This window comes from Neoroseomonas terrae, from assembly GCF_018129025.1.
GTDB classification, from domain to species: Bacteria; Pseudomonadota; Alphaproteobacteria; order Acetobacterales; family Acetobacteraceae; genus Neoroseomonas; species Neoroseomonas terrae.
On sequence record NZ_JAAEDI010000007.1, the window covers coordinates 162,646 to 188,283 of the forward strand.

Sequence of the window (25,638 nt, forward strand, 5' to 3'; positions counted from 1 at the left end):
CGCCCGAACGACAGTGCATGGCGCAAACTCCGGGCACGCGGATGCGTGCGCGGGCATCTGAGACAAAGCAAAGTGACCGGCGGCCGAAGATCTCGGCCGCCGGAAATCAGTACGCCGCGGCCCAGCCGTCACGCCGTGGATCGGACCCCGCCATGCGCACGCCATTGTCGAGCACGCGGATCGCCTCGACACTGCATGCGCCTTCGAGGTCGCCGACCACCTTCACCTCATGCCCGCGCTGGCGCAGGCCGGCGATCGCCTCCTCGCCGAAGCCGCGCTCGATCGTCACGACGTCGCCGCCGCCATGCGGATAGTTGGATTCCTGGCCGGGTTGCGACGAGGTCCACCGCGGCGCCTCCAGCGCCTGCTGCGGGTCGAAGCCGAAGACGGCGCAGGAGACGAGGACCTGGAAGTTGACCTGCACCTGGTTGTCCGCCCCCGGCGTGCCGAACGCCATCCAGGGCTTGCCGTCCTTCATCACCATCGGCGCGTTCATGGTGTGGCGCACGCGCCGGCCCGGCGCGAGCTCGTTCGCGTGGCCGCCGTCGAGATGCCAGTAGGTCATGCGGTTGTTCAGCAGGATGCCGGTGCGCGGCCCCGTCACGCCGGACCCGAAGGCGCCGTTGATCGACTGGATGGCGGAGACGGTGTTGCCTTCGGCATCGACGACGCAGAAATAGGTCGTGTCGGTCTCGGCCATCTCGCGCACCGGCAGATGCGCGGCGCGGTCGCCGATCGCCTTCGCATGCGCCGCGGCGCGTGCATCGGACAGCAGCGACGCGAAATCCGGCTGGTCGCGCCCGGCCTCGGTCTCGCGATCCAGGAAGGCGCGCTTCTTCGCCTCGATCATCAGATGCAGCAGCGCCGCGCTGCCCCAGCCCATGCCTTCCAGATCGGCCTGCTCGACGATGCGCAGCATCTGGAGCATGGCGAAGCCCATCGAGGGCTGCGGGGTCTGCCGCACCTCGAAACCGCGCCACGCGATCCCGATGGGCGGCGCGAATAAGGGCTGCACGGCAGCGAGGTCGGCTTCCGCGACCAGCGCGCCGATGCCTGCCATGTCGGCCGCGATGTCGCGCGCCAGGGCGCCGCGGTAGAAGGTCTCCGGCCCCTCCGCCGCCAGCCGCTCCAGCGTGGCGGCGAGTGCGGGCTGCGTCACCAGCGCACCTACTGTCAGCGGCGCACCGCCGGGCAGGAAGATCGCCGCGCTGGTCTTGTCGGCGCCGATCCGCCTGCGGTTCTCGCCGCAGAAATGGCGCAGCGCATGCGTGGCGGCGAACCCGTCGCGCGCGGCTTCCACCGCCGGACCGAACACCGCTGCCCAGGCCTTGGCGCCATGCGCGGCGTGCAGGGCGGCAAGTCCCGCCACCTTCCCCGGCGTCTGAATGGACAGAGGCCCGTCGATCGGGATGCCGCCCTCCGCCCGGTAACGCGCCACGGTCGCGGCGGCCGGCGCCTGCCCGGTGCCGGCGAAGGTCTCCGCCCGTCCGGTCTTCGCCGACCAGTGGTGATAGAAGCCATCGCCCCCGAGGCCCGACATATGCGGCTCGACGACGCCGAGCGTCAGGGAGATCGCCACCGCCGCATCCGCCGCCGTGCCGCCGGCGCGCAGGACGTCCAGGCCGGCCTGGGTCGCCACCGGATGGTTGGTCGCCACCGCCCCGCGCCGCCCCATGATGAGCGGGCGATGCGCCCGGATGCCTTCGTAAGCCATGGGCAACCCCTTTCGTGTCAGGGTGTTTCAATTCTGGATCGCGCGCCGTCGCGCACCTAGGTATGACCATTAATGCCGGGCTTGTGGCCGGCGCCAACCCTGGACGAGTCGAATGTCGCGCCGGCAAGTTTCCGTTAATCGCGTCCGATCCGCGCCGGATCAGCTGCTGCGGCGCCTGTTCCGCGTGTCGCGGCCCCAGCCGGAGGCCCCGCCCCCGCCCGGTGCGCTGCGGATCGCCACCTACAACGTCCATAAGTGCGTCGGCACCGACAACCGCTTCGATCCCGACCGGATCGCCACCGTGATCCGCGAGCTGGACGCGGACGTGCTGGCCCTGCAGGAAGCGGACCGCCGCTTCGGCAGGCGAGAGGGCCTGCTCGACACGACGGCGCTGGAACGCGACACCGGGCTGCGGATGGTCCCGCTCGCCATGGCGGCCGGCGGCCATGGCTGGCATGGCAACGCGCTTCTGGTACGCAACGGCCGCATGGTCGAGGCGTATCGCCTGCGCCTGCCGGGTGGCGAACCGCGCGGCGCGACGCTGGTCGAACTCGAGATGGCGGGCGGTGCACGGCTAAGGGTCATGACGGCGCATCTCGGCCTGCTGCGCCGGCATCGCGCCCAGCAGGTCGCCGCGCTGCTGGAACGCCTCGCCGAAGCCGACGATACGCCGACGCTGCTGCTCGGGGACCTGAATGAATGGCGGCCGGGTCAGCGATCCTCCCTGCGGGCGCTGGAACGGGATTTCGGCCCGGTGGATCGCGGCCCGCCCACCTTCCCCAGCCGGCTGCCGATTCTCAGCCTCGACCGCATCCTGTGCCGCCCCACCGGGCTCCTGAGTGGGCTCGCCGCGCATGAGACACCGCTCGCGCGGATCGCCTCGGACCATCTGCCCCTGACGGCGCGGCTCGACCTCGCCACGGCTCGGCCCGAGGCGATGGCCGAGGCGGCGTGAGAAGGTCCGCGCGGTGTCCGCCGCGACGCAAGCAACCGCGATGCCGCCGGAGCCGGTTCCGGCCACTGGCGTCGCGCTGGTCCCCGATGGGCTGACGGCCTTCGCTGCCCGCGTCGCGGCACTGCGGGCAGCCACGCGGTCGGCGGACCTGCAATACTACATCTGGCGTGGCGACCTGACCGGCCGGCTGCTGGCGCGGGAGGTGATCCAGGCGGCCGACCGCGGCATATCCGTGCGGCTGCTGCTGGACGACATGTATGCGATCGGCGCCGAGCGCGTGCTGGCGGCGATGGACTCGCACCCACGCATCCAGGTGCGGCTGTTCAACGCGACCGCCTGGCGCCGCTTCGGCCCGCCGGGGCTGGTGCTGGAGATGCTGTTCGGCGGCTGGCACCTCGACCACCGCATGCACAACAAGGCCTGGATCATCGATGGCAGCAGCGCCATCGCCGGCGGCCGCAACATCGGGGACGAGTATTTCGACGCCTCTGGCCACTTCAACTTCCGCGACCTCGACCTCACGCTGGAAGGCCCGCCCGTCGCCACGATGCAGCGGATCTTCGATGCCTATTGGTCGCATCGCCTCGCCCGGCCGCTGCGGCGGATCAGCCGCGCGGCCTATCGCCGCCGCGCGCTGCGCAAGCTGTCCCGCAAGCTCGAAGCCGCCTGGGCGTCGCCGGATGCCCGGCCCTTCTTCGAGAGCCTGGCTCAGACGCCTTTCGTGACCCGCCTGCTGAGCGGCGGCAGCAGCGAGATGCTGGCGCTGCCCGATGCCGCTGTGCGCGTGGTGGCGGACCCGCCCGGCAAGGCGACCGGCACGGTGCCGGTGGAGGAATGCCTCGCCCCCGCGATCCACGACGCGCTGCATGGTGCGGAGCGGGAGGCACTGATCATCTCCCCGTATTTCGTCCCCGGGGCAGAGGGTGCGGCGCAGATGGAGGCGATGCGCCGGCGCGGCGTACGCGTCTCGGTCGTGACCAACGCGCTGGCGGCGACGGACGTGATCGCTGTCCATGGTGGCTATGCGCGCTATCGCGAGCGGCTGCTCGCCGCCGGCGTCGAGTTCTACGAATTGAAGCCGAGCGGCGAGGAAGGCCGCAGCGTTTTCGGCTCGCGCGGCGCGAGCCTGCACACCAAGGCCTTCGTCATCGACGGGCGGCTGAGCTTCGTGGGCTCCTTCAACCTCGACCCGCGCTCCGTCGCTCTGAACACGGAGATGGGTACCTTCATCGAGGATGAGCGGATCGCGCGGATGCTGCAGGCCGAGCATGAGCGGCTGACGCGGCCAGGGTGTAGCTGGAGCGTGCAGAGCGGCGCCGATGGCCGCCTGAGCTGGACCGCAGAGGAAGGCGGCAGGCCGGTGACGGTGTACCGGGAGCCCGACGCCTCGCTCGGCATGCGCATTCTCGCGCGGCTGCTGCGCTGGCTGCCGATCGAGTCGAAACTGTAGTCAGCCGCCGGTCTCGCGGATCTTCGCTGCGATGGGCGCCCAGCGCGCCACCTCCTCCCGCACATGCTGCGCGGCGGCGGCGGCGGAACTGTCCGGCCAGGTGTCCACCCCAGCGCGGCGCAGCCGTTCCTTCACGGCGTCGTCGGCGAGTGCGCGCTGCGAGGCGGCCTCGAGCGCCGCCAGCACCGGCGCCGGCGTGCCGGGCTTCGCGAAGAGCACCTGCCAGGCCGTGAGATCGTAGCCGGCGACGCCGCTGTCAACGAGGCTCGGCAGGCCCGGCACCAGCACCGAGCGGTCGCGCGAGGAGACGGCGAGGCCGCGCACCTGTCCCGCCTCCATCAGCGGGTTCAGCATGGTCGGGCTGTCGATGGTGAAGTGCACGCGGCCGGCGACGAGATCCTGCACGGCGAGGGCCGCCGTGCGGTAGGGCACGATGGTGTAGTCCAGCTGCTCGATCTGCTTCAGCAGTTCGCCGGCGAGATGGTTGGTCGCGCCCGGATTGGTCGAGCCGAAATTGGCGCCCGTCCCCTGCTGCCGCAACCAGGCGAGCAGGCCGGCGATATCGTTCGCCGGCACCGTTGGATTCACGGCGAGCACGAAGGGCTGCCGCCCGACGAGCGCGATGGGCACGAAATCCGTGATCGGGTCGAAGGCGAAGTCGGGGCGCAGCGCCTTCATGATCGGATGGTTGTTGGTGCCGATGAAGATGCTGTAGCCATCGGCCGGCAGGCGGTGAAAGGCCGCGGCGCCGATCGTGCTGCCCGCACCGACGACGTTCTCCGGCACCACCGGCTGGCCAAGGATCGGGCTCATTGCCTCGCACAGGATGCGGCCTACGATGTCGGTGACGCCGCCGACACCGACGGGGATGATCATGCGGATCGGCCGCGTGGGATAGGAACCCTGCGCGAGCGCCGGCGCCGCGAGCGCGGCGCCTGCCAAGGCGAGAAGTGTGCGGCGGGTCTGTGTCATCGAAGTCTCCCGGTGATTGTCCGGCCCGCAGGGTTGCGCCACCTTCGTCTTTTGACGAGCCGGGGGCCCCATGAGCTTTCAGATTGCGCTGCAAGAACCGTTCCGAGCCTTGTTCTACGCGCCGTTCTACGCGGCGCTGGCCCGCGGCGACTATGCCGCGGAGGGGGTCGAGGTGCGACTGTTGCCCGGCACCGTGCCCTCGCTCGCGAAGGACAGCGTCCTGGACGGCACGGCCGACCTCGCCTGGGGCGGGCCGATGCGGCTGCTGCTCGCGCACGACAAGGACCCCGGCTGCCCGCTGCGGCTGTTCGGCGCGGTGGTCATGGGCGATCCGTTCTTCCTGATCGGACGCGGCGAACGGCCGGGCTTCCGGCTCACCGACCTCGCGACGATGACGCTGGGCTCGGTCAGCGAGGTGCCGACGCCCTGGTGGTGCCTGCAGGACGACATCCGCCGCGCCGGGCTCGACCCCGATACCGTGGCGCGCGTGACCGACCGGAGCATGGCGGAGAACGCCGCCGCGGTCGCCGCGGGCACGCTCGACGTCGCGCAGGTCTTCGAGCCGATCGCGAGCGCCATGGAGATCGCCGGCACCGCGCGGGCCTGGCATGCGCAGGCTAGCCGCGGCCCGACCTCCTACACGGCCTTTTACGGCCGCGCGGATGTCATCGCGGCGAAGCGCCCGGGCTTCGAGGCTATGGTGCGTGGCCTCGCCGCGACCCTCCGCTGGTTTGCGGCGGCGTCACCGCGCGACATCACAACGACGATCCGGCCGTTCTTCGAGGATCTCGACGAGGCGGCCGCGATGCGGGCCATCGGCCGCTATCGCGATCTCGGCGTCTGGACCGCGACGCCGCGCTTTCCGCGCGAAGCCCTGGAGCGGCTCGAAACAGCGATGCTGTCCGCCGGCGCGATCAGCCGCACGCCCGGCTATGGCGGGCTGGTGGCCGAGGAGGTGACCGAGGCCGCGCTCGGTTGATCTCGGATCGCGCCTGGTCGAGATCGGCCAGGCGCGACGACCGGGTCAGGCCGAAGCCCCGCCGGCGCCCTACCGCGCGCCCGCTACCATCCGCACTGCCGACGGCGCCGGCAGTTCGATCTCGATCGCAAGCGTCGACATGTCGCCGCCGCGGTCGAGGTTCACATTCACCTTCCCAGGGTCGATGGCGACGTAGCGCGCCACAACGGCGACGAGGTCCTGCTGGAGCTTCGGCAGGAAGTCCTCCCGCGTGCGGCCGATGCGCTCATGCGCGAGAACGATCTGCAGCCGCTCCTTGGCGGCGGACGCGCTGGCCGGCTGCTCCTGCCGGCGGCCGCGGAAGTAGTCGAGCCAGCTCATTATGCGGCCCTCCCGCCGAACAGGCGCTTGAACAGGCCCTTCTTCTCGGCCTCGATGAAGCGGTGCGGCTTCTCCTCGCCGAGGAAGCGCGAGACCGCGTCGGCATAGGCTTGGCCGGCCATGCTCTCGGCATCCAGGATCACCGGCGTGCCGGTGTTCGACGCTTTCAGCACGCTCTCGCTTTCCGGGATCACGCCGAGCAGCGGGATCGACAGAATCTCCTGGATGTCCTCGAGCTTCAGCATCTCGCCACGCTCGACGCGCACGGGATCGAAGCGGGTGACGAGCAGATGCTCCTTCACCGGATCCTTCTTCTCCTCGGCACGCTTCGAGCGCGACTGCAGCACGCCGAGGATGCGATCGCTGTCACGGACCGACGACACCTCGGGGTTCGTCACCACCACGGCCTGGTCGGCGAAGTAGAGCGCGAGCAGCGCGCCCTTCTCGATGCCGGCAGGGCTGTCGCAGAGGATGTAGTCGAAATCCTTCGACAGCTCCTCGATGATCTTCGCCACGCCGTCCCTGGTCAGCGCATCCTTGTCCCGCGTCTGCGACGCCGGGAGGATGGAGAGCGTGTCGACGCGCTTGTCGCGGATCAGCGCCTGGTTCAGCCGCGCCTCGCCGCTGATGACGTTGACGATGTCGAACACCACGCGCCGCTCGACCCCCATGATGAGGTCGAGGTTGCGCAGCCCGACGTCGAAGTCGATGACGACGGTCTTCTTGCCCCGCTGCGCGAGGCCGGTGGCGAAGGCTGCGGAAGACGTTGTCTTGCCCACGCCCCCCTTGCCCGATGTGACGACGACGACCTGTGCCATGTCCCCTGCCTCCTCGATTCAATCCCCTGCCGGCATCCCGGAGACCGCTCCCCCACCCGGCCATCCTGCACGCGCAGAATGGCGGGGTGGCCGGGTGGGGGAGCGGGCCGGTGCCGGTATCATCCTTCAGCCGATCGGGTCGAAGCGCATGCGCTCACCCATCAGCCGCACCTGCACCGCCTTGCCGATCGGTGCCCCTGTCAGCCCGTCGCGCACGGCGTAGTAGCCGGCGATCGAGATGAGCTCAGGGTCAAAATTCTGTGCGAAGACCCGCGCCTCCGCATTGTTCCCGCCACCGGCGATCGCGCGGCCGCGCAATGCGCCATAGACGTGAATGTTGCCGTCCGCGATGACCTCGCCCCCCGCATTGACGGTGGAGGTGACGATCAGGTCGCCTCCCGCGGCATAGATGCGCTGGCCGGCACGCACCGGCTGGTCGTGGACCATGGTCGGGCGGGCCGTGCCGGGGGGCGGCGGGGGCGGTGCCGCCGGTTCAGGCGCGGCGGCCGGCTGCGGCGGGGGCGCGGCAGCCAGCGGTGCCTCGTCCTCCCGCCCGCCGATCGAACGCACCGGCGGCAGACCCAGCGACATCGCCGCGTTGCGCAGTTCCGGCGATCCGCCAGTGGTGCCGATCGGCACGATGGTCAGTTCCCGCAACCCGGCAATCAGCCCGGCGAAATCCACTTCATGCGCGGGCAGCGCGATGTCATCGAGGCCCAGGACCACGGGCGCGAAGCGGAGGAAGCCAGGGGCGCGGCGGAACTGGTCGCCGATCGCCGGCACCACCGCCTCCGGCCGTGGGTCGAGCAGGCGCAGGACGAGCAGGTTGAAATTCGCACCGCGCAGGCGGAACGGTTCCAGTCGGGGCGACGTTTCGGGCCTGGGCGCGGCGGACATGAGGCTCCCGAGAGAGTTCGTCTGGTAGCCGGAACCATACGGATTGTGTCCGAAGGTCCGTGGCAGACACCAGATATAGCGTTTGGGGTTCCCCAGGCGAAGTGCACCGTCCGGTGCCCCTGCCCGGGCAACGGGTTATGGCGCGAAGTTCGCAGCCAACGCCAGGGGCGAATCGGCGGGGCTGGCGAGCCGGGGACGCATCCCGCAGGATGGCGCCCATCCCGGAGGTCCGCCTTGCACCCGATTACGCTCAACGAACCCTTCCGCGCGGTCTTCTACGCGCCTTTCTATGTCGCCGAAGCGCGCGGCCTGTTCGCCGCGGAGGGCGTTGAGGTGCGCCGCCTGACCGCGGGCGACCCGACCAAGGCAGCGGAGAACCTGCTCTCGGGTGCCGCGGACATCGCCTGGTCGGGACCGATGCGGCCGATGATGCTGCGGGATCGCGACCCCGCCTGCCCCCTGCGCTCCTTCTGCGCGGTCGTGATGAAGGACCCGTTCCTGCTGATCGGCCGCGGCCCGCGCCCGGACTTCACGCTGTCCGATTTGCCGGCGCTGCGCTTCGGGTCCGTCAGCGAGGTGCCGACGCCGTGGTGGTGCCTGCAGGATGACCTGCGCCAGGCCGGCATCGACCCGGCTGCGCTGAACCGCGTGACGGACCGCAGCATGGCGCAGAATGTCGCCGCCGTGCTGGGCGGCGAGCTCGACGTCGCGCAGGCCTTCGAGCCCCACGCCGCCCTGGCCGAGGCGCAGGGTGGCGCCGTGTGGCATCGCGCAGCCGATCGCGGCCCGTCCGCCTACACCGCCTTCTACGCGACCGAAGCGCGCATCGCCGAGCGCCGTACCGAATTCGAGGCGATGATTCGCGCCATGGCGGCATCGCTGCGCTGGATGGCGGCGGCGTCGCCCGCTGCCATCGCCGCGACGATCGCGCCGCTGTTCCCCGACGTGCCCGATACGGCGCTGACGACGGCGATCGCGCGGTACCGGGGCCTCGAACTCTGGCCGACCGACCCGCATTTCCCGCGCGCGGCCTTCGAGCAACTCCGCCGTGCGATGACCACCGCCGGCATCCTCACCGGCGCGCCGAGCTTCGAGACCTGCGTGGACGAAGCGATCGTGACCCGCGCGCTGGGCGGCTGAGGTGCCTGCGGCGCCGCGCGGCACCCGCGCCGACTACCGCTTCTTCCTGCCGATCCCGACGCGCTGGATGGACAACGACGTCTACGGCCATGTGAACAACGTCACCTACTACTCGTGGTTCGACACGGTGGTGGCGCGGTTCCTGATCGACAGCGGCTTCCTGCATGTCCCGACCGCGCCGGTGATCGGCCTGGTGGTCGAGACGCAGTGCCGCTACTTCGCGCCCATCGCCTTTCCCGACACCATCACCGCCGGGCTGCGCTGCGGCCGTGCCGGCAATACCTCGGTGCGCTACGAGATCGCCATCTTCCGCAACGGGGAGGAGGAAGCGAGCGCCGAGGGGCATTTCGTCCATGTCTATGTGGACCGCGCGACCCAGAAACAGCCGACGCCGCTGCCTGCCGCACTGCGCGACGCCCTCGCCGGCATCACGGCGGCCTGACCCCCCGGCTTGCACGCCCGTCGCGGCGGCGCGATCAAGGCAGCACGAACAGGAGACGCCATCATGAGCCAGACCACGCCGCCGCTGAAGCGGCTCGCTATCCTCGACGACTACCAGGGCGTGGCGAAGGCCATGGGCCCCTGGGACAAGCTGCCTGGTGTCGAGGTGACTGTGTTCCGCGACACGATCACTGACCGGGATGCGCTGGCGAAGCGGCTGGAGCCTTTCGACACCATCCTCGCGATGCGCGAGCGCACCCCCTTCCCGCGCGCGCTGATCGAGCGCCTGCCGAACCTCCGCCTGCTGATCACCACCGCGGCGCGCAACCGCTCGATCGACGCGGCGGCCTGCATGGAACGCGGCGTCGTCTTCTGCGGCACGGGGTCCTTCGGCGACCCGACGACGGACATCACCTGGGGCCTGATCCTGAACCTGATGCGCGACCTTCCCGCTCAGCAGGCCTCGCTGCGCGCCGGCGGCTGGCAGACCTCGGTCGGCACCGGGACGGAGGGCAAGACGCTCGGCGTCATCGGCCTCGGCAAGCTCGGTGCGCGGGCGGCGAAGGTCGGGCTCGCCATGGGCATGAAGGTCGTCGCCTGGAGCCAGAACCTCACCGACGAACGCGCCGCCGAGGTGGGCGTGACGCGCGTCGACAAGGCGACGCTGCTGTCCACCGCGGATGTGGTGACGCTGCACCTGATCCTGTCCGACCGCTCGCGCGGCATCATCGGCGCGGCGGATCTCGCGCAGATGAAGCCCACCGCCTACATCGTGAACACCAGCCGCGGCCCGCTGATCGACCAGGATGCGCTGATTGCCGCGCTGAAGGCCGGGACCATCGCCGGTGCCGGCATCGACGTGTACGACGTCGAGCCGCTGCCGAAGGACCACCCGATCCTGTCCGCGCCGAACACGGTGCTGACGCCGCATCTCGGCTACGTCACGCAGCAGAACTACACCGCCTACTACAAGGGCGCGGTCGAGGCGATCGAGGCCTTCAACGCCGGCGCGCCGGTGCGCGTCATCACGCCGTGACCTCGCCCTACGCTCTCGCCGAGAGCTGGTCCTCCTGGCCGCGCGCGCAGCGCGACCAGGCGTACAGCAACGCCGATGTGGTGCCGGACGCGGCCGAGCAGGTCGCTGCACGCAACGCGCTGTCCGCCGCCTTCCGCGCCGCGCATCCCGGGCATCTCGACCTGCCCTATGGCGACGCGGAGCGCGAACGCTGGGACCTGTTCCCCGGCGCCGATCCGGCCGCACCCTGTCTGGTCTTCATCCATGGCGGCTATTGGCAGCGCAACCGGCGGGAGGATTTCGCCATCCTCGCGCAGGGCGCGCTGGCCATGGGCTGGTCGGCGGCACTGCCCGGCTACACGCTGGCACCGGACGCGTCACTGACCGGCATCGCCTGGCAGATGAGCCGCGCGATCGACTGGCTGGCGCAGAGCGGTCCTGCGCATGGCATCGCCGGACCGATCGTCGTGTCCGGCTGGTCGGCGGGCGGGCATCTTGCTGCGCTGGCGGCGGAGCATCCGGCGGTGACGGCGGCGCTCGCCATCTCGGGCGTCTATGAGCTGTCGCCGATCCGCGACACCTACCTCAACGACAAGCTGTCGCTGACGGAGGCCGAAATCACCGATCTCTCGCCGATCCGCCGGCCGGTGGTGGCGAAGCCCATCGCCATCGCCTATGGCGGCGCCGAATTGCCGGAACTGCGACGCCAGTCGCGGACGTTCCATCGCCTGCGGGCCGAGGCGCAGGCGCCGGGGCCGCTGATTCCGATTCCCGGCGCGGACCATTTCCGCATGCTGGAATCGCTGTGGAACGCGGATGGCGCGCTGACCCGCGCGGCGGCCGAGCTGCTGCGCTGAACGGACGTCGCCGCCCTCAGGTCAACCCTGCGCGGCGCAGCCCTTCGACGTAGTGGTCGAGGTCCGCTGGCGCCTGGAAGGGTGCGCGTTCGCGCGCCTTCACCAGGTCGAAATCCGGCTCCATGGAACAGAGCCGCGTCCGTACCTCCGTCGCCTCCTTGGTCCGGCCCATGTAGCCCAGCGCCGAGAGCCAGATCTTGTAGGGGAAGGTGAATCCGGTGTGCAGCGCGGTGACCTGGCGGGCGGCGTTGTCCACCTCCTCATGCCGGTGCAGCAGCAGCAGCGGCACGAGCCGCGCGGAATCGAAGAAGAAGGCGTGCGGGTGCAGCGGCGCTAGGCGCTTGTATTTATCCCACCGCCGCAGCGCCTCCACATGCTCGCCCCGATAGGACAGGGTCAGCGCGGAGAAGACCCAGGCCATCGGCAGGTTGGGATTGAGCGCAAGGGCACGCTCATAGAGCGATACGGCCTCGGCGACCCGATGGTGCAGGAAGGCGCGAACATGGCCGAGGATGGCCAGCGCCTGCGCATCCGACGGATCGAGCGCCACGGCACGGGACGCCAGTTCCTCGCTCTTCGCCAGCACCTCGCCGCCCGCCGGCGCCCAGCCCTGCCCGACCAGGAACAGATGCCAGTAGGCGTGCCAGGCGAAGGCCGGCGCGTAATCGGGCTCGAGCCGCGTCGCCTCGGTCAGCAGGCTGCCGGCGAGTTCGTAGGATTCCCGGTCCAGCCGGTAGATCGCCGGGATCGCGCGCAACAGCAGGTCGTAGGCGGTCGGCATGACCGACTGGCGGGCGGCGGCGCGGTTCGCCTCGATCAGCAGGATCTCGGGGTCGACGCGCGCCACGACCTCGGCGGCGATCTCGTCCTGCAGCGCAAGCAGGTCGCCGGCATCGCGGTCGAAGCGCTCGGCCCAGACGACCGCCTCGGGCGGGCGGTGGTCGGTCAGGCGCAGCGTCACGCGCACCCGCCCGGCGGCGCGCTGCACCGTCCCTGACAGGGTGAAGTCGAGATCGAGCGCCCCTTGCGGCCGTTCCTGCCGCTCCGCCGCCGCAACCGAGGCGGAATCGACCAGCACCAGCCACCGGAAGCGCGCAAGTGCTGCGGTGATTTCCCCGGCGAGGCCCAGCGAGGTTCCCGAATCCCCTTCGTCCCCCAGCACCTTGAAAGGCAGCACGCCGAGCCGGGCACCGCGCAGCGTGGTGCGCCGAACCGGCTGCGGCGGCTGGGCGGGGACCTGCCCGCGCAGCGATTCGGCAAGCGCCGCCGTCTCCGGGGATGGTGCGCTGCGGAACCGCTCGGCGAAGACGCGGCGGCATTCCTCCCAGGCGGCGAAGGCGGCGCCCCGGTCGCCACGCTCGGCCTCGGCACGGATCATGATGCGCCAGACCGGCTCCTGCGCCGGGTCGATGGCAAGGACTCGCCGCGCCTCCTGCGCCCGGGCCTCGGCGGTGGTGGTGGCTGCGAGGCGGCTGGACGCCGCTTCGAGAGCGACCTCCCGCAGCCGCCGGCGCTGTTCGCCCAGCCAGGCGTCGAAGGCAACGTCGAGTCCGTCCAGGTCCGACAGCAGTTCCGCCTGGAGCAGGTTCAACGCCTCCACCCGGTCACGCGCCAGGGCCGGCAGGGCGCGGGCGTCGGTCCAGACGGCCTCATCGTTCAGCGCGATGGTCTCGCGGGTGGCGACGATCAGGCCGCGGCCCTCGGCACCGAAGGCATCCTGCAGTTCATGCAAGGCTTGGCGGAGGGATCCGCGCGCCTGTTCCTCCCCGCGCCGGCTCCAGAGCAGGTCGGCGAGACGCTGGCGGGAAACGAGGTTCGGCGATTCGAGGGCGAGGACGGCGAGAACCGCTCGCGTCTTGCGCGAGCGCGGCAGGAGCGGCTCGCCCGTGACCGCACGCGCGTCCATGCGGCCGAGCATGGTGATGCGGACCCGAATAGCCGGGGGCGTGACCATCGGCACCGCCGACAGATCAGTCGCGGTGGGAGGTCTGTCCTGGTTGGAACGCACGGCGAAGTCAGACATGATCACGCTGTCTTAACGCGCTGCTGGACATTCACCAACCGCCCTGATGCCAAGTCACGAGATGCTGGCCGCCCCGGGTGCCGGAGATGCGGCGCGGGGGCCGCGATACGATGCGGCCCGCAGCCCGATCCATACACGCAAGAAGCCCCCATCGTTACTCGCCTAGTGGTTGCGTCTTCCACCGTGAATTGCGCGTGAACCACGTTAGAGTCGCATGAAACTCCCGTTCATCTGAGTCATGGTCAAGGCCTTTAAGCCCGACTTCAGAAGATAACCCTGATCAATTTCCTACTACCAAATATAGATTAAATAAAAAATCCTGCTAGTAGGAATGTTTGCTTGTTATACCAATAAATCAACGCCAAGTTGAAGGGGTCTGGCAGGGCCTGACGGCCCACCCTGAACCCTGGAGACTCATCATGGCCACCACTTCCAAGATCCTTGATTCTGGCAAGGTCCGCATGGGCGCCGGCGTCCGCGCCCCGAAGGCCTCCGTCGCCGACAAGGGCACCGTTCGCATCGGCGCCGGCGTCCGCACCCCGAAGGCCTCCGTCGCCGACAAGGGCACCGTCCGCATCGGCGCCGGCGTCCGCACCCCGAAGGCCTCTGTCGCTGACCAGGGCACCGTTCGCATTGGCGCCGGCGTCCGCACCCCGAAGGCCTCTGTCGCCGACAAGGGCACCGTTCGCATCGGCGCCGGCGTCCGCACCCCGAAGGCCTCCGTCGCCGACAAGGGCACCGTCCGCATGGGCGCCGGCGTCCGCGCTCCGAAGGCCTCCGTCGCCGACAAGGGCACCGTTCGCATCGGCGCCGGCGTCCGCACCCCGAAGGCTTCCGTCGCCGATCAGGGCACCGTCCGCATCGGCGCTGGCGTCCGCACCCCGAAGGCCTCCGTCGCCGACAAGGGCACCGTCCGCATCGGCGCCGGCGTCCGCCGCGCCTGATTTCCGGAGCAGGGGACTCCCAGTGGGAGTCCCCGCCCCTGTCTCGCGCGCCACCAAGGACCCGTCTGATGTCCCAGGACCGCAACGCCCCGATCGTCGCCTTCCATCGCCTGATCCCGGGGATCCCGGCGCCCGAGCGCGCCGACCGTTCCGGCCTCGGCGGCCTGCCGACGCGCGCCTTTCGCTATTGCGACGCTGTAACCACCGCCGCCGGCTTCGGCTGGCACATCACCGCCCCGCTCGACCTGTCCCTGATGTGGGACGGCCACGAGGTTCTCTGGACCTGCGAGGAACTCGAGCATGAATGGATGCCGCTCGGCCTCGGCGCCGTGCAGTATCCGCATTTCCGCGCGCGCTTCGATGAGGAAGTGCCCGAGGACATCCGCGGCTTCTCTCCACCCTTCCTGACCGGCCTGCCCGAGCCCGGCGTCGTCCAGATGTGGACCGGCCTGTTCGTGCGCACCGCGCCGGGCTGGTCGCTGCTGTCGCGCGCGCCGGCCAACCTGCCGCGCTCCCCGCATTACGAGCAGTTCGAAGGTGTCGTCGAATTCGACAAATGGTTCGGGCCGCTGTTCACCAACATCCGGCTGACCCGCACCGACACACCGGTCGAGATCAACCAGCTCCGCCCCATCCTGCAGGTCCAGCCCATCCCGCAATTCGCCTATGCCGATGCGGTCATGAACGCCTCGACCACCACGGACGCCTTCACGCAGTGGGGCGATGCGGAATGGGACCTCTATCGCGAGAGCGTCGTCGCGCCCGCGAGCGTTGAGGAACACAAGCCCGGCCATTACGCCGCCGAGGTGCGCCGCCAGCGCCGCGGCCAGGGTTGCCCCTTCGCGGCCATGGCCGCCGCCCGGGAGGCTGGGCCGACCTCCTGAACCCCCGGGGTCGGCTCGGTCCGAGGCCGTCGGTTCTCGCGAACCGGCGGCTTCGATCGTTCTGCGGACAGGCGCAGCCGCGCGTGCTTGCATGCCCGCACCAGCGGCGCATCATCGCCCTCCGTCAGGAGGAACGACCATGAATGATGTCGCCGAGATCGCGGACACGCCCGCGCTGGACGCGAAACACATTGCGGAGCTGGGCCGCCAGCTGACCGAGCTGCTCCGCCTGCGTACCCTGCCCTTCGGCATGAAGCTGTTCGCCGATGCCGAGGAGATGGCGAAGGTGCCGGGCCTGCGCCGGCCGCCCGAAGGCAAGACCTTCTCGACGTGCCAGCTCGTCACCCAGGCCCGCATCGCGGGCTTCACCATGGGCATCACCACGGCGAACGTGCCGGGCTTCTCGAATTGCGGCGGCGTCATCGGACTGAACGAGCCCTCCGAACTCTACCTGTCGGGCCGCAAGTTCGAGGGCGTGTGGTTCCAGAACCGCGAGGCCGCCGCCCTGCACCAGGCGCAGATGCCACGCGTCCCGCCGCGCTATGCCGGCCTTGTCGTCTCTCCGCTGCGCAGCGCGCGGCTCGACCCGCCCGACATCTGCCTGTTCTACGCGAACCCGGCGCAGATGATCCTGTTCGTCAACGGGCTGCAGTGGAAGAACTACAAGCGCTTCGACTTCTCCATCACCGGGGAGAGCGCCTGCGCCGATTCCTGGGGCAAGGCGCTGCGCGACAACGCGCCGTCCCTCTCCATCCCCTGCTACGCCGAGCGCCGCTATGGCGGCGTCGCCGATGACGAGATGCTGATGGCGCTGCCGCCGGCCGACCTGGCCATCGCGGTCGAAGGGCTGATCGGCCTGTCGAAGGCCGGGCTGCGGTATCCGATCATGCCCTATGGCCCGCAGGCCGATCCCGGCGAGGGGATGGCGAAGTCCTACGCCGGGAAAAGCTGAGCCTTCAGGACCGAACGATCAGCCGGTTCGTGTAGGCGTCGACCGAGCCGGCATCGTCGCGGCGCAACGGCGTGTAGTCGAAGCAGCCGATCGGCAGCAGCGAGTACTGCACCTGGAGCAGGAGCCGCGCCGACTGCCGCGGCGGCACGCCGCGGTGCACCCCTGCCACGTCCCCGGCGAAGGTGGTGCCCGGCGGGCCGCAGATGGTGGCGACGCTGTCCTTGCCGAACCGCGCTGTCAGTGATTCCAACGTGAAGCGCTCATTCCTCAGCGCCGCGCGGCTGGTGTGGCTGCCGCGGAGGTATTCGTGCGGCCCGGCGCCGGCATCGACTTCCGTCAGGTAGACGAAGACCTTCACCGTCCGCCAGTCGTCGCAGTCGCGGTGCCATTGCTGGACATCCTCGACGCCCTCGCCCCGCGGGAAGGACCAGCGTACGCCGAGGCTGGAAAGCGTCGGCTTGCATCCGAGATAGGCCCCGGCGAGGCCGAGCAGGTCCGGATGGTTGACGGCGGCGAGCACGTGCGGGCAGTCGAGCACGGTCGACAGGTCATAGGCGGCCGCACGCGTGCCGTTGGGCACCTCGCCGAGTGTCGCCCGCCGTCCGCCCGACAGTGTCATCGGCGCCGCGAGGAAGTAGTCACGGACCTCCCGCAGCTGGTCCGCATCGAACATGGGATCCAGAACGGCGATGCCGTCGCGGCGCAGCGTGGCCAGTTCACGCTGCATGCCAGTTGGCGTTGCCGCGCCCTGCCGGCTCCGGATGAAGAAGGTGATTGCCCCGGTGATGGCGCGCCGAACCGGGCGAGGCGTGACCACCCGCTGCGCGTAATAGGTCAGCGCGTGACCCATCTGAAACCCGGCCCGTCTCGGGTCGAGTTGCGCATATGGAATCATCGGCCAGCCTCCCAGGCCGGCATGGATCGCCAGTAGACGCACCGCATTTGCAGTCCCTCCTGCCGATCCGCCCGCGTGAGATGACACGCAGTCGCAAGTCCGATCGCAGTCAGAACGATCCGCTTACCACTCCTGCCGCTTCAAGTTACGTCTCTGTTATGTAACGAATAATGGAATGAATCGGCGTTGCGCCGATGCATGCCGGCCGCTCCCGCCGTGCACGCTAGACGGACCGGGTGATTCCGCCATCCACGCGCAAGTTCTGGCCGGTGATGTACCCCGCGCCATCCGAGGCCAGGAAACCGACGGTCGCAGCGATCTCCTCGACGCGGCCATAGCGGCCCATCGGGATCGCCGGCAGGCGTTCCTGGCGCACCGGCAGGCTGTCGATGAACCCGGGCAGCAGGTTGTTCATCCGCACATTGTCCGCCGCATAGCGGTCGGCGAACAGCTTGGCATAGGCGGCAAGCCCCGCCCGGAACACGCCGGAGGTCGGGAAGGCCGGATCGGGCTCGAAGGCCGCGAAGGTCGAGATGTTGATGATCGCCCCGCCCTTCTGGGCGACCATGACCGGCGCGACCAGGCGCGTTGGCCGGACCACGTTCATGAAATAGACGTCGAGGCCGCGATGCCAGTCCTCGTCCGTCAGGTCGAGCACCGGCCCGCGCGGTCCATGCCCGGCGCTGTTGACCAGCACGTCGATGCGGCCCCAGCGCGCCATGGCGGCGTCCACCAGCCGCTTGAGGTCGTCATTCGACTGGTTCGAGCCGGTCACGCCGATGCCGCCGAGCTCGGCTGCCAGCGCCTCCCCCTTGCCGGAGGAGGAGAGGATGCCGACGGCGAAGCCGTCCGAGGCCAACCGCCGCGCCGCCGCGGCCCCCATGCCGCTGCCGCCCGCCGTGACGAGCGCCACCTTCACTGCCGCCATCATTTCCCCCCCTGGAAGACGATGCGCCCGCCCCGTCAGCGGCGGGCGCATGTTGCACTCACTCGCCCGCCGACATCTTGATCGGCGGATTCACGTCCGAGGGCAGCGGGCAGACATAGGGATGCGCCGAGGTGCGCGCCTTGTGATCCGCCTTGGCCGCCGCGAGCAGTTCCGGCTTCTGGATCGCGTCGATCGCCGTTCCGGCCATGATCTTCGCGACATGCACGAGGCCCTTGTGGGCGATGCCCGACTTGCCCTGCGCGGTCAGCTGCCAGGAATGCCCCGGCGTGCCGATCGCATAGGTCGCCCCGCGCGCCTGCACCGTCGGCACCGCCCAGGAGACATCGCCGACGTCGGTCGAGCCGACGCCGCCCTTCCCCTTGGCATCCAGCGGCACGATGATGTCGCAGAGCGGCTTGTCGCGATCGACGCCGAGCCCATGGCGACTGAAGGCCGCGGCGATGTCCTCGTCGGACAGCGTGCCCTGGATCTGCTTGGCATAGGCGCGGTCGGCATCGTCGAACTGCGGCGCGCCGAGGCGCTGCATGTTGTCGTACATTGCCTGTTCCAGCGGCGTGTTCGCCAGCAGGTTCGACACGGCGGAGACAACCTTGGTCTTCACCGAGGTCTCGGTCATCAGCGCCGCGCCGTCGCCGATCTTGCGCACGCGGGCCACCAGGGCGTTCAGCCCCACCAGGTCGCGCGCGCGGATCAGGTAGCGCACCGTCGCTGAGCCCTGCACCACGTTCGGCGCGATGCCGCCCGCGTCCAGATAGGCATAGTGGATGCGCGCATCGGACGGCATGTGCTCGCGCATGTAGTTGACACCGACATTCATCAGCTCGACGGCATCGAGCGCCGAGCGCCCGAGTTCGGGCGCCGCCGCGGCGTGTGACGACCGGCCCGTGAAGGTGAAGTCGATGCGCGTGTTGGCCAGCGACACCGCCTCGTTGACGCCGGTGAAGGCAGCCGGGTGCCAGCAGATCGCCATGTCCACATCGTCGAAGGCGCCGTCGCGGACCATGAAGCCCTTGGCCGCGCCGCCTTCCTCGGCGGGGCATCCATAGTAGCGCACGCGCGCCTTGATGCCGTTCTCCGCCAGCCAGTCCTTCACGGCCGAGGCCGCAAGCAGGGACGCCGCGCCCAACAGGTTGTGACCGCAGCCATGGCCCGACCCGTCACCGGGCAGCGGCTTGTGCTCGGCGACGCCGGCCTCGTTCGACAGGCCCGGCAGCGCGTCATACTCGCCGAGGATGGCGATGACGGGACCGCCCTCCCCCGCCTCGCCCATCACGGCGGTCGGGATGCCGGCGACGTCCTTCGTCACGCGAAAGCCGTGCTGCTCCAGCAGGGCGGTGTGCTCGGCGCAGGAACGGGCCTCGGCGTAGCAGAGCTCCGGCATGCCCCAGACGCGGTCGGCCAGTCCGATGGCATCCGGTGCCTTGGCATCGACCAGGCGCCAAATCTGTTCGGAGTTCTGCATGGCTCGGGTTCCTCAGCTACGGCAGAAGGGACGGATGGCGTCGCATGGGATGACCGGGGTGACAAGACGCTGCCTTGCATCCCGGCCTTGCAGGGACTGGAATGTTCCGCACGACGGTGGAGGCTTCGGCATGATCTCTCGGCGCATCCTGGCGGGCGCGGCGCTTGGCCTGCTTGCGGCCCCCGCCCTGGCGCAGTCGCCGCGGCCGCGCGGTCCGTTCTGGCCGGGCGGGGCGCGCCTCGCCGTCGGCGTCTGCATGATGTTCGAGGCGGATGGTGGCCAGCCCGGGCAGTGGCAGCCAGGGCCGCCTGGCACCGCGGGCCGCTTTCCGAACCTCCCCGCCATCCAGCAGCGGACCTATGGCGCGATCGAGGGCGCGCCGCGCCTGCTCGACCTGTTCGACCGCGTCGGCATCCGCGTCTCCTCCTTCATGATCGGCGAAAGCATCCAGCGCTACCCCGACCTCGCACGGGAAATCGTCGCGCGCGGCCATGAGGCCGGCGGCCGCGCCATCCGGCACGCCCCGCAATTCCACCTGTCCAAGGAGGCCGAGCGCGAATTCCTGCGCGAAGGGTTCGAGGCGCTGCGCGTCGCGACCGGGCTTTGGCCGAAAGGCTTCAACGCGCAGGGACTGCAAGGCAGCGTGAACACCAACGACCTCCTGCAGGAGCTCGGCCTGATCTATTCCATCGATGACCGCACGCGCGACGAGCCGTGGATCCAGACCGTCAACGGCGACAAGGATTTCTGCCTCGTCCCGTATATCGGGCACGTCAACGACCTCGGCTTCTTCCAGAACCAGCAGCGCAGCCTTGCGGACTACGAGCAGATGCTGAAGCAGGAATTCGAGACGCTTTATGCCGAAGGTGCCGCACGCCGGCGGATGATGAGCGTGCCGCTGCATGATTTCGTCGCCGGTCGGCCGGCGGTGATGCCCTCGGTGGAGCGCTTCCTGCGCTGGGCGGCGTCGCATCCCGGCGTGTGGTTCGCGCGGCGGGATGAGATCGCGGAATGGGCACTCGGGCCGGGGCAGGCGTTGACGCCGCGAGGGGCGCCGGTGATCCCCGGGTGAGGGTTGCGCCCTTTCGCGCGAAAGGGCGGGTCAGAGAGGGGCGCCGCTCTATCGCTCCGTCAGCGAGCGCGCACCCGCACGGCGAGCGGCGACAGCGGTTGGCGGCGACCGCGGACCGGCGGGTCGCCGCGGTGTTCCTGGAGCATGACGGCCGCACCGATCTGCACCGAGCCGAAGGTCAGGCCCACGAAGAACCACAGCAGCGCGATCACCGGCAGGCCGCCCTGCGTCAGGATCAGCCGCCCCACCCCGCCCGGATCGGCCCAGAGCAGGGCGGCGACGAAAATCGCAGATAGGCCGAAGCCCACGAGCCCATGGAGGATCATGAAGCGGACGGCGACGGGGATGCGGCGCAGGGACATCGGGGCCTCCTCGACCTCGGTGCCAGAGATAGGACCGCCGCCCCTCCGCCACAACGCGCTCATCCCCCCTTCACACCGCCCGCCGTCAGCCCCGCCACGATCTGCTTCTGCGCCAGCAGCGTCAGCAGCAGCACCGGTGCCGTCACCAGCAGCGCTGCCGCCGAGAGCGGGCCCCAGGAGATCTGCTCGAAGGTCAGCATGTTGTTGACGGCGACGGGCAGCGTCCGCGTCTCCCGCCCTGCCAGCACCATCGCGAAGATGAAGTTGTTCCAGGAGAAGATGAAGGCGAGGATGGTCGCCACGGTGATGCCGGGCTTCGCGAGCGGCATCGCGACATGGCGGAAGGCCTGCCAGATCGTCGCGCCATCGACCAGCGCGGCTTCTTCCAACTCCGCCGGCAGCCCCTCGAAGAAGCCCATCATGATCCACACCACGATGGGCACGGTGATGACCAAATGCGTGATGACGATCGGTGCGAGCGTACCCGTCAAGCCGATCCACTGGAACAGCAGGAACAGCGGGATCAGGTAGGACAGGCCCGGCGTGATGCGGGCGATCAGGATGACGACGGCGGCCTTCGTCGCCTTCATCTTGGCGATACCATACCCCGCCGGCACGCCGAGCAGGATGGCGAGCCCGGTCGCCGAGAAGGACACGATCACCGAATTGATCGCGTATTTCAGGAAGTTGTTGCGTTCGAACACCTGGACGAAATTGTCCATCACCGGCGGGTTCGGGATGAACACCGGCGGGTAGTCGGTGTTGTCGAGCTCGGTCTTCAGCGACAGCGACAGCATCCACAGGAACACGGTGATCGCGGGCGCGACCAGCATCACCACGCCGAAGCCGAATCCGATGTTCCAGGCGATGCGCTTGACCTTCCGCATCACGCGTCCTTCACCCGCGCTCGGGTCCACAGCAGCACCATCGCCAGCAGGATGATGATGGCGAAGAACACGACCACGACGGCGGAGGCATAGCCGAGGTTGTAGTAGGCGAAGGCCTGCAGATAGAGGAAGATGTTGATGGTCTCGCTGGCCGTGCCCGGTCCGCCCTGCGTGATGACGTAGATCGTGTCGAAGGCCTTCAGCGCATCGATGGTGCGGATGATCAGCGCGACGACGAGGAACGGCGCGAGCAGCGGCAGGGTGATGTGCCAGAAGGCCTGCCACGGCGTGGCCCCGTCGATCTTCGCCGCCTCATACGGATCGATCGGCAGGGAAGCCAGGCCACCAAGCAGGATCAGCATCACCAGCGGCGTCCAGTGCCAGACCTCGACCATCACCAGCGTCGGGATGACGGTCTCGGGCGAATAGACCCACATGGACGGCGGCAGCCCCACCTGCTGCAGCAGCCAGTTCAGCACGCCGAGTTGCGGGTGGAACATCATCGTCCAGACCAGCGCGACGGCGACGGGTGTCGCCATCATCGGCAGGATGAAGATGGTGCGCGCCAGCCCGCGCAGCGGGAACTTCCGCGCGAAGGCGAGCGCCGCCAGCAGCCCCAGCACCATCGGGATCACCACCGACAGGCCGGTGAAGTACAGCGTGCGCATGATCGACAGCAGGAATCGCTCGTCGGAGACCAGCTTCACATAGTTCGCCGATCCCACCCATTCGCGCGCGCCGCCGAGCTTGAAGTCGTGCATCGACATGTACACGGTGAAGACCCAGGGGAAGATGATGGTGCCGAGCACCACCGCCCCGCAGGGCACCACGAACCACCAGTAGCGGCGGGCGTAGTTCTGTCGGCGGCGAGGCCTGGCCCCTGCCGCCGTGCCGTCCAGCGTGGCCGCGCTGCCTGCCATCGGCTCAGCTCTCGCGTTCGGACTGCTCGAGGACCGGGCGGAAGGCTTCGGTCGCGCGGCGCAGTTCCGTCGCGACGTCGGCACCGCCGATGGTGTTGGTCAGCGCCGAGCCCAGCGTATCGCGGAACTCCGTGACGGGCACGATCTCCGGCAGGCCGGGGCGGCTGATGCGCGCGCTCTCGATCAGCGTGTTGAAGAATTCGCGCGAGAAGCGGGACTGGCTGATCGCCTCCTCGTTCCGATACGCCGAGGTGCGCGCCGGCGAGCCCGCGCCGGACGTCAGGTAGCGAAGCTGGTTCGCCTTCCCCGACGCCCATTGCAGGTACATCCAGGACGCGCCCTTCTTGCGTGACTGCTCGGCGATGCCGAAGGCCGTGCCGAACATCGCGCAGTGATGATGCGCCGGCCCGCGCGGCACGACCGCATAGCCGACCTTGCCGGCGACGCGCGACCGCGTGCGGTCCTCGAGCGGTGCCGCGAAGCCGACGCCGTCCAGCCAGAAGGCGGCGCGGCCCTGCATGAAGGTCGTCTGGCTCTCATTCCAGTTGAAGCCGGAGACGCCCGGCGGCGAGCAGTCGCGCAGCAGCTTCTTGTAGTACTCGCCGGCCCAGATCGCGTCGGGCGTGTCGCTGATCAGCCGGCGCTGCCCGTCGAGGAAGTCCCGCTGCTGCGTGCCGAGCAGGAAGGACGAATACAGCACGACATTGGCGTTCCGCAGCCCGCGCCCGACATTGCCGTAGATCTGGCGAGAGGTGTCGGTCAGCCGCCGCGCGCTCTCATACATGTCGTCGAAGGTGGCCGGCGGGGCGATGTTCTTCGCCGCCAGCAATTCCTTGTTGTAGTAGAGGATGAAGTAGTCGGTGAACTCCGGCAGCGTGTCCATACGCCCGTCGGCCTGGGTGGAATAGGCGACCGCGCCCTCCCCGAAATCCGCGAAATCGAAATCCGGGGCGGTGATGGTCGGGTCGGCCATCAGCGCCTTGATGTCGGTGCACCATCGCGCCTTGCCCACCTGCCGCTTGTTCACGTGCAGGGAGATCCCGACCACATCGAAGGACGGTCGGCCGGTCGCAAACTCGATGGCGAACTTCTGCCGGTGCTGCTGTTCGGGGATGGCTTCCGCGCCGACGCGGATGCCGGTCATGTCCTCGAACTCGCGCTGGTTCTGGATGAGGATCTGGCTGCGCGGGTTCGCGGTCAGGCTGACCTCGATGCGCTCGCCGGAAAATCGCTTCCAGTCGAACTGCGACTGGGCATTGGCCTGGCGCACCAGGGGCGGTGCGGCGAGAACGCCGGCACCGGCCAGCAGTGCCGTGCGGCGCGTGAAGCCATGGGTCATGTCGGTTTCCTCCGCCTGAGCGGCGGGTCATCTCGCCCGCCTTTGATCAGGCACCCATGATCCGCACGAAGCCGCCGGGCAAGCAAGTGTGGCGAGGCCAGGGGCGGCCACCGATCCCTTATCGGCGCCGACCCATGCCCAAGTTGCGGTCATTCGCCCTCTGTGTCGCCGCCACGCTCCTGCTCGCGATCACGCCCGGCCCCGGCTCTTCCATGTCGCTGCGCGAACCCTCGCTGGCGGACGGGGGGCCGGCGTCCTGACCCGGCCGGCCGGCACCCACCGTCAATGCATCCGCGGATGCTTCAGGAAACTCACCCGGTCGGCCGAAACCACCGCGATCTCCCGCGACCCGCGGGACCGGCCGAGCTTCAGCTTCACCGTGGCCCCCGCCTGCCCGCAGGCCCACACCGCACGCCACATCTCCGCAAGGTCCGTGACGACCGCGCCATCGACCGACAGCACGCGGTCCCCGGTGCGGACGCCGCAGCTTTCCGCCGGCCCGCCGGGTGCCAGGGAGGCGATCGCCACCCCCTCGTCATCCTCGGTCGCGTACAGGCCTAGCCAGGGCCGCGCGGGCCGGTTCACCCGCCCGAGGGTCACGAGGTCGTTCAGTACGGGCGACAGCCGATGCACCGGCACCACCATGTTGAGGTCCAGCCGGCGCCCTTCTTCCCCCTGCTGCAACACCAGGGAGCCGATACCCATCAGCTTTCCATCGGGCCCGAACAGCCCAGCCCCGCCCCAGGAAGGGTGCGCGGGCGCGGTGAACAACGCATCCTCGACCAGGTACTCCCAATAGCCGGCGAAGGGCTGGCGAGCGACCAGCTTGCCGCTGATCGCATGCGCGCGACCGCCACCCGCCCCAAGCATGACCGGCGCGCCGATGCGCAGCGCCTCGCTGTCGCCGAGCTCGGCCGGCGCGACGCCGAGCTGTCCGAGCGCCTGCACCAGCCCGAACCCCGTCTCCTGGTCCACTGCCAGCGTGTGGCCGAGGACGACCCGGCCATCGGCGGTGGTGATCCAGATGCCCTCTGCCTCCGTCACCAGATAGCCGATCGTCAGGATGAGGCCGTCACGGATAACGACGCCGCTGCCCTCCCGCTCGGTGCCAAGGGCGCGTGAGGTGAAGGCATCGGGCGGCACGTGGCTGCGCAGCGTGACCACGCGCGAGAGGACCTCCTCGATGTCGAAGGACCATTCCGTGGGGTCGGGCCGAAGATGCTCGGGAATGTCCAGTTCGTCCTTGCTCATGCCTTGCCGCCGGCGCCTCGTTCGGATTGCCGCGCCATAGGTAGCACGATCCGGCCGCGCGCGCATGACGCCCGGCCGTTCCGGCATCCGCCCCTTTCCT

General features: G+C 69.5%; 25 protein-coding genes. 11 read left to right on the plus strand and 14 right to left on the minus strand.

The genetic code is table 11. From position 1 onward, the window contains the following. Positions 1-106 precede the first annotated feature (106 nt). Positions 107-1,714 (minus strand): gamma-glutamyltransferase family protein, encoded by a 1,608-nt coding sequence (locus GXW78_RS08415; protein WP_211867823.1) that lies wholly within the window; start codon positions 1,712-1,714, stop codon positions 107-109. 184 nt (positions 1,715-1,898) lie between these two features. Between GXW78_RS08415 and GXW78_RS08420 the strand changes: the two genes are divergently transcribed. Together GXW78_RS08420 and GXW78_RS08425 are read left to right on the plus strand one after the other, a co-directional pair. Beyond that, complete coding sequence (locus GXW78_RS08420; RefSeq protein WP_338147707.1) at positions 1,899-2,669, plus strand: endonuclease/exonuclease/phosphatase family protein; 771 nt, start codon at positions 1,899-1,901, stop codon at positions 2,667-2,669. A gap of 40 nt (positions 2,670-2,709) precedes the next feature. Beyond that, positions 2,710-4,119: a phospholipase D family protein gene (locus GXW78_RS08425; RefSeq protein ID WP_211867827.1), complete on the plus strand. Its 1,410-nt coding sequence runs from the start codon at positions 2,710-2,712 to the stop codon at positions 4,117-4,119. Here GXW78_RS08425 and GXW78_RS08430 read toward each other — a convergent pair whose 3' ends face one another. Then, positions 4,120-5,091, minus strand: coding sequence for a Bug family tripartite tricarboxylate transporter substrate binding protein (locus tag GXW78_RS08430; protein WP_211867830.1), 972 nt, complete (start codon positions 5,089-5,091; stop codon positions 4,120-4,122). Positions 5,092-5,161: 70 nt separating this feature from the next. Between GXW78_RS08430 and GXW78_RS08435 the strand changes: the two genes are divergently transcribed. Next, positions 5,162-6,070 carry an ABC transporter substrate-binding protein gene (locus GXW78_RS08435; RefSeq protein WP_211867832.1) on the plus strand — a complete coding sequence of 303 codons (909 nt, stop codon included), beginning with the start codon at positions 5,162-5,164 and terminating at the stop codon, positions 6,068-6,070. A 69-nt stretch (positions 6,071-6,139) separates the two neighbouring features. Here GXW78_RS08435 and minE read toward each other — a convergent pair whose 3' ends face one another. From minE to minC, 3 genes are all read right to left on the minus strand, one after another. Beyond that, the gene (gene minE, locus GXW78_RS08440; RefSeq protein WP_211867834.1) at positions 6,140-6,430 is read right to left on the minus strand and encodes a cell division topological specificity factor MinE; all 291 of its coding nucleotides are present in this window, start codon (positions 6,428-6,430) and stop codon (positions 6,140-6,142) included. Then, positions 6,430-7,248 (minus strand): septum site-determining protein MinD, encoded by an 819-nt coding sequence (gene minD / locus GXW78_RS08445; RefSeq protein ID WP_211867837.1) that lies wholly within the window; start codon positions 7,246-7,248, stop codon positions 6,430-6,432. Before minD ends, minE begins: the two co-directional genes overlap by 1 nt. 126 nt (positions 7,249-7,374) lie before the next feature. Further along, on the minus strand, positions 7,375-8,145 hold the full coding sequence (minC, locus tag GXW78_RS08450; protein WP_211867839.1) for a septum site-determining protein MinC: 771 nt from the start codon (positions 8,143-8,145) through the stop codon (positions 7,375-7,377). Positions 8,146-8,379: 234 nt separating this feature from the next. Here minC and GXW78_RS08455 point away from each other — a divergent pair, with 234 nt between their 5' ends. The 4 genes from GXW78_RS08455 to GXW78_RS08470 all read left to right on the plus strand — a co-directional run bounded on the left by GXW78_RS08455 (position 8,380) and on the right by GXW78_RS08470 (position 11,598). After that, positions 8,380-9,285, plus strand: coding sequence for an ABC transporter substrate-binding protein (locus tag GXW78_RS08455; RefSeq protein ID WP_211867841.1), 906 nt, complete (start codon positions 8,380-8,382; stop codon positions 9,283-9,285). 1 nt (position 9,286) lies between these two features. Continuing rightward, positions 9,287-9,727 carry an acyl-CoA thioesterase gene (locus tag GXW78_RS08460; RefSeq protein ID WP_211867844.1) on the plus strand — a complete coding sequence of 147 codons (441 nt, stop codon included), beginning with the start codon at positions 9,287-9,289 and terminating at the stop codon, positions 9,725-9,727. 63 nt (positions 9,728-9,790) lie between these two features. Then, positions 9,791-10,762, plus strand: a complete 972-nt coding sequence (locus GXW78_RS08465) for a D-2-hydroxyacid dehydrogenase family protein (protein ID WP_211867846.1) — start codon at positions 9,791-9,793, stop codon at positions 10,760-10,762. Then, the gene (locus GXW78_RS08470) at positions 10,759-11,598 is read left to right on the plus strand and encodes an alpha/beta hydrolase (RefSeq protein WP_211867848.1); all 840 of its coding nucleotides are present in this window, start codon (positions 10,759-10,761) and stop codon (positions 11,596-11,598) included. Before GXW78_RS08465 ends, GXW78_RS08470 begins: the two co-directional genes overlap by 4 nt. A 16-nt stretch (positions 11,599-11,614) precedes the next feature. On the opposite strand, the gene GXW78_RS08475 is transcribed toward GXW78_RS08470, so the two are convergent. Further along, positions 11,615-13,621: a BTAD domain-containing putative transcriptional regulator gene (locus GXW78_RS08475; RefSeq protein WP_211867850.1), complete on the minus strand. Its 2,007-nt coding sequence runs from the start codon at positions 13,619-13,621 to the stop codon at positions 11,615-11,617. 419 nt (positions 13,622-14,040) lie between these two features. On the opposite strand from GXW78_RS08475, the gene GXW78_RS08480 reads away from it, so the two are divergent. The 3 genes from GXW78_RS08480 (at position 14,041) to GXW78_RS08490 (ending at position 16,401) form a co-directional block, all read left to right on the plus strand. Continuing rightward, on the plus strand, positions 14,041-14,565 hold the full coding sequence (locus tag GXW78_RS08480; protein ID WP_211867852.1) for a hypothetical protein: 525 nt from the start codon (positions 14,041-14,043) through the stop codon (positions 14,563-14,565). Between the two features lie 68 nt (positions 14,566-14,633). Beyond that, a complete protein-coding gene (locus tag GXW78_RS08485) occupies positions 14,634-15,449 on the plus strand; it encodes a DUF6065 family protein (RefSeq protein WP_211867854.1) in 816 nt (271 codons plus the stop codon). A 139-nt stretch (positions 15,450-15,588) separates the two neighbouring features. Then, positions 15,589-16,401 carry a DUF169 domain-containing protein gene (locus GXW78_RS08490; RefSeq protein WP_211867856.1) on the plus strand — a complete coding sequence of 271 codons (813 nt, stop codon included), beginning with the start codon at positions 15,589-15,591 and terminating at the stop codon, positions 16,399-16,401. 4 nt (positions 16,402-16,405) lie between these two features. Here GXW78_RS08490 and GXW78_RS08495 read toward each other — a convergent pair whose 3' ends face one another. From GXW78_RS08495 to GXW78_RS08505, 3 genes are all read right to left on the minus strand, one after another. After that, positions 16,406-17,296 (minus strand): phytanoyl-CoA dioxygenase family protein, encoded by an 891-nt coding sequence (locus tag GXW78_RS08495; protein WP_211867858.1) that lies wholly within the window; start codon positions 17,294-17,296, stop codon positions 16,406-16,408. 223 nt (positions 17,297-17,519) lie between these two features. Continuing rightward, complete coding sequence (locus GXW78_RS08500; RefSeq protein WP_456307078.1) at positions 17,520-18,275, minus strand: SDR family oxidoreductase; 756 nt, start codon at positions 18,273-18,275, stop codon at positions 17,520-17,522. A gap of 7 nt (positions 18,276-18,282) precedes the next feature. Then, the gene (locus tag GXW78_RS08505; RefSeq protein ID WP_211867860.1) at positions 18,283-19,707 is read right to left on the minus strand and encodes a M20 family metallopeptidase; all 1,425 of its coding nucleotides are present in this window, start codon (positions 19,705-19,707) and stop codon (positions 18,283-18,285) included. A gap of 130 nt (positions 19,708-19,837) precedes the next feature. Between GXW78_RS08505 and GXW78_RS08510 the strand changes: the two genes are divergently transcribed. Then, on the plus strand, positions 19,838-20,779 hold the full coding sequence (locus tag GXW78_RS08510) for a polysaccharide deacetylase family protein (RefSeq protein WP_211867862.1): 942 nt from the start codon (positions 19,838-19,840) through the stop codon (positions 20,777-20,779). 59 nt (positions 20,780-20,838) lie between these two features. Here the strand turns inward: GXW78_RS08510 and GXW78_RS08515 are convergent, their stop codons facing one another. The 5 genes from GXW78_RS08515 to GXW78_RS08535 all read right to left on the minus strand — a co-directional run bounded on the left by GXW78_RS08515 (position 20,839) and on the right by GXW78_RS08535 (position 25,538). Next, positions 20,839-21,141, minus strand: a complete 303-nt coding sequence (locus tag GXW78_RS08515; RefSeq protein WP_211867863.1) for a hypothetical protein — start codon at positions 21,139-21,141, stop codon at positions 20,839-20,841. Positions 21,142-21,200: 59 nt separating this feature from the next. After that, entirely contained in the window at positions 21,201-22,028 is an 828-nt protein-coding gene (locus GXW78_RS08520; protein ID WP_211867864.1) for a carbohydrate ABC transporter permease, read from the minus strand. After that, complete coding sequence (locus GXW78_RS08525) at positions 22,028-22,948, minus strand: carbohydrate ABC transporter permease (RefSeq protein ID WP_211867865.1); 921 nt, start codon at positions 22,946-22,948, stop codon at positions 22,028-22,030. The genes GXW78_RS08520 and GXW78_RS08525 overlap by 1 nt, the downstream gene beginning before the upstream one ends. 4 nt (positions 22,949-22,952) lie before the next feature. Next, positions 22,953-24,287, minus strand: coding sequence for an extracellular solute-binding protein (locus tag GXW78_RS08530; protein WP_211867866.1), 1,335 nt, complete (start codon positions 24,285-24,287; stop codon positions 22,953-22,955). Positions 24,288-24,569: 282 nt separating this feature from the next. Continuing rightward, a complete protein-coding gene (locus tag GXW78_RS08535) occupies positions 24,570-25,538 on the minus strand; it encodes a S1C family serine protease (protein ID WP_211867867.1) in 969 nt (322 codons plus the stop codon). Between the last annotated feature and the right edge of the window lie 100 nt (positions 25,539-25,638).

Bases quoted from the DNA above. Each gene is read 5' to 3' on its own strand.
- GXW78_RS08415 (WP_211867823.1), bottom strand. From the start codon at position 1,714: ATGGCTTACGAAGGCATCCGGGCGCATCGCCCGCTCATCATGGGGCGG.
- minE (WP_211867834.1), bottom strand. From the start codon at position 6,430: ATGAGCTGGCTCGACTACTTCCGCGGCCGCCGGCAGGAGCAGCCGGCC.
- minC (WP_211867839.1), bottom strand. From the start codon at position 8,145: ATGTCCGCCGCGCCCAGGCCCGAAACGTCGCCCCGACTGGAACCGTTC.
- GXW78_RS08435 (WP_211867832.1), top strand. From the start codon at position 5,162: ATGAGCTTTCAGATTGCGCTGCAAGAACCGTTCCGAGCCTTGTTCTAC.
- GXW78_RS08475 (WP_211867850.1), bottom strand. From the start codon at position 13,621: ATGTCTGACTTCGCCGTGCGTTCCAACCAGGACAGACCTCCCACCGCG.
- GXW78_RS08535 (WP_211867867.1), bottom strand. From the start codon at position 25,538: ATGAGCAAGGACGAACTGGACATTCCCGAGCATCTTCGGCCCGACCCC.
- GXW78_RS08485 (WP_211867854.1), top strand. From the start codon at position 14,634: ATGTCCCAGGACCGCAACGCCCCGATCGTCGCCTTCCATCGCCTGATC.
- minD (WP_211867837.1), bottom strand. From the start codon at position 7,248: ATGGCACAGGTCGTCGTCGTCACATCGGGCAAGGGGGGCGTGGGCAAG.
- GXW78_RS08500 (WP_456307078.1), bottom strand. From the start codon at position 18,275: ATGCGCCCGCCGCTGACGGGGCGGGCGCATCGTCTTCCAGGGGGGGAA.
- GXW78_RS08430 (WP_211867830.1), bottom strand. From the start codon at position 5,091: ATGACACAGACCCGCCGCACACTTCTCGCCTTGGCAGGCGCCGCGCTC.
- GXW78_RS08480 (WP_211867852.1), top strand. From the start codon at position 14,041: ATGGCCACCACTTCCAAGATCCTTGATTCTGGCAAGGTCCGCATGGGC.
- GXW78_RS08425 (WP_211867827.1), top strand. From the start codon at position 2,710: ATGCCGCCGGAGCCGGTTCCGGCCACTGGCGTCGCGCTGGTCCCCGAT.
- GXW78_RS08490 (WP_211867856.1), top strand. From the start codon at position 15,589: ATGAATGATGTCGCCGAGATCGCGGACACGCCCGCGCTGGACGCGAAA.
- GXW78_RS08510 (WP_211867862.1), top strand. From the start codon at position 19,838: ATGATCTCTCGGCGCATCCTGGCGGGCGCGGCGCTTGGCCTGCTTGCG.
- GXW78_RS08520 (WP_211867864.1), bottom strand. From the start codon at position 22,028: ATGCGGAAGGTCAAGCGCATCGCCTGGAACATCGGATTCGGCTTCGGC.
- GXW78_RS08515 (WP_211867863.1), bottom strand. From the start codon at position 21,141: ATGTCCCTGCGCCGCATCCCCGTCGCCGTCCGCTTCATGATCCTCCAT.
- GXW78_RS08465 (WP_211867846.1), top strand. From the start codon at position 9,791: ATGAGCCAGACCACGCCGCCGCTGAAGCGGCTCGCTATCCTCGACGAC.
- GXW78_RS08530 (WP_211867866.1), bottom strand. From the start codon at position 24,287: ATGACCCATGGCTTCACGCGCCGCACGGCACTGCTGGCCGGTGCCGGC.
- GXW78_RS08495 (WP_211867858.1), bottom strand. From the start codon at position 17,296: ATGATTCCATATGCGCAACTCGACCCGAGACGGGCCGGGTTTCAGATG.
- GXW78_RS08525 (WP_211867865.1), bottom strand. From the start codon at position 22,948: ATGGCAGGCAGCGCGGCCACGCTGGACGGCACGGCGGCAGGGGCCAGG.
- GXW78_RS08505 (WP_211867860.1), bottom strand. From the start codon at position 19,707: ATGCAGAACTCCGAACAGATTTGGCGCCTGGTCGATGCCAAGGCACCG.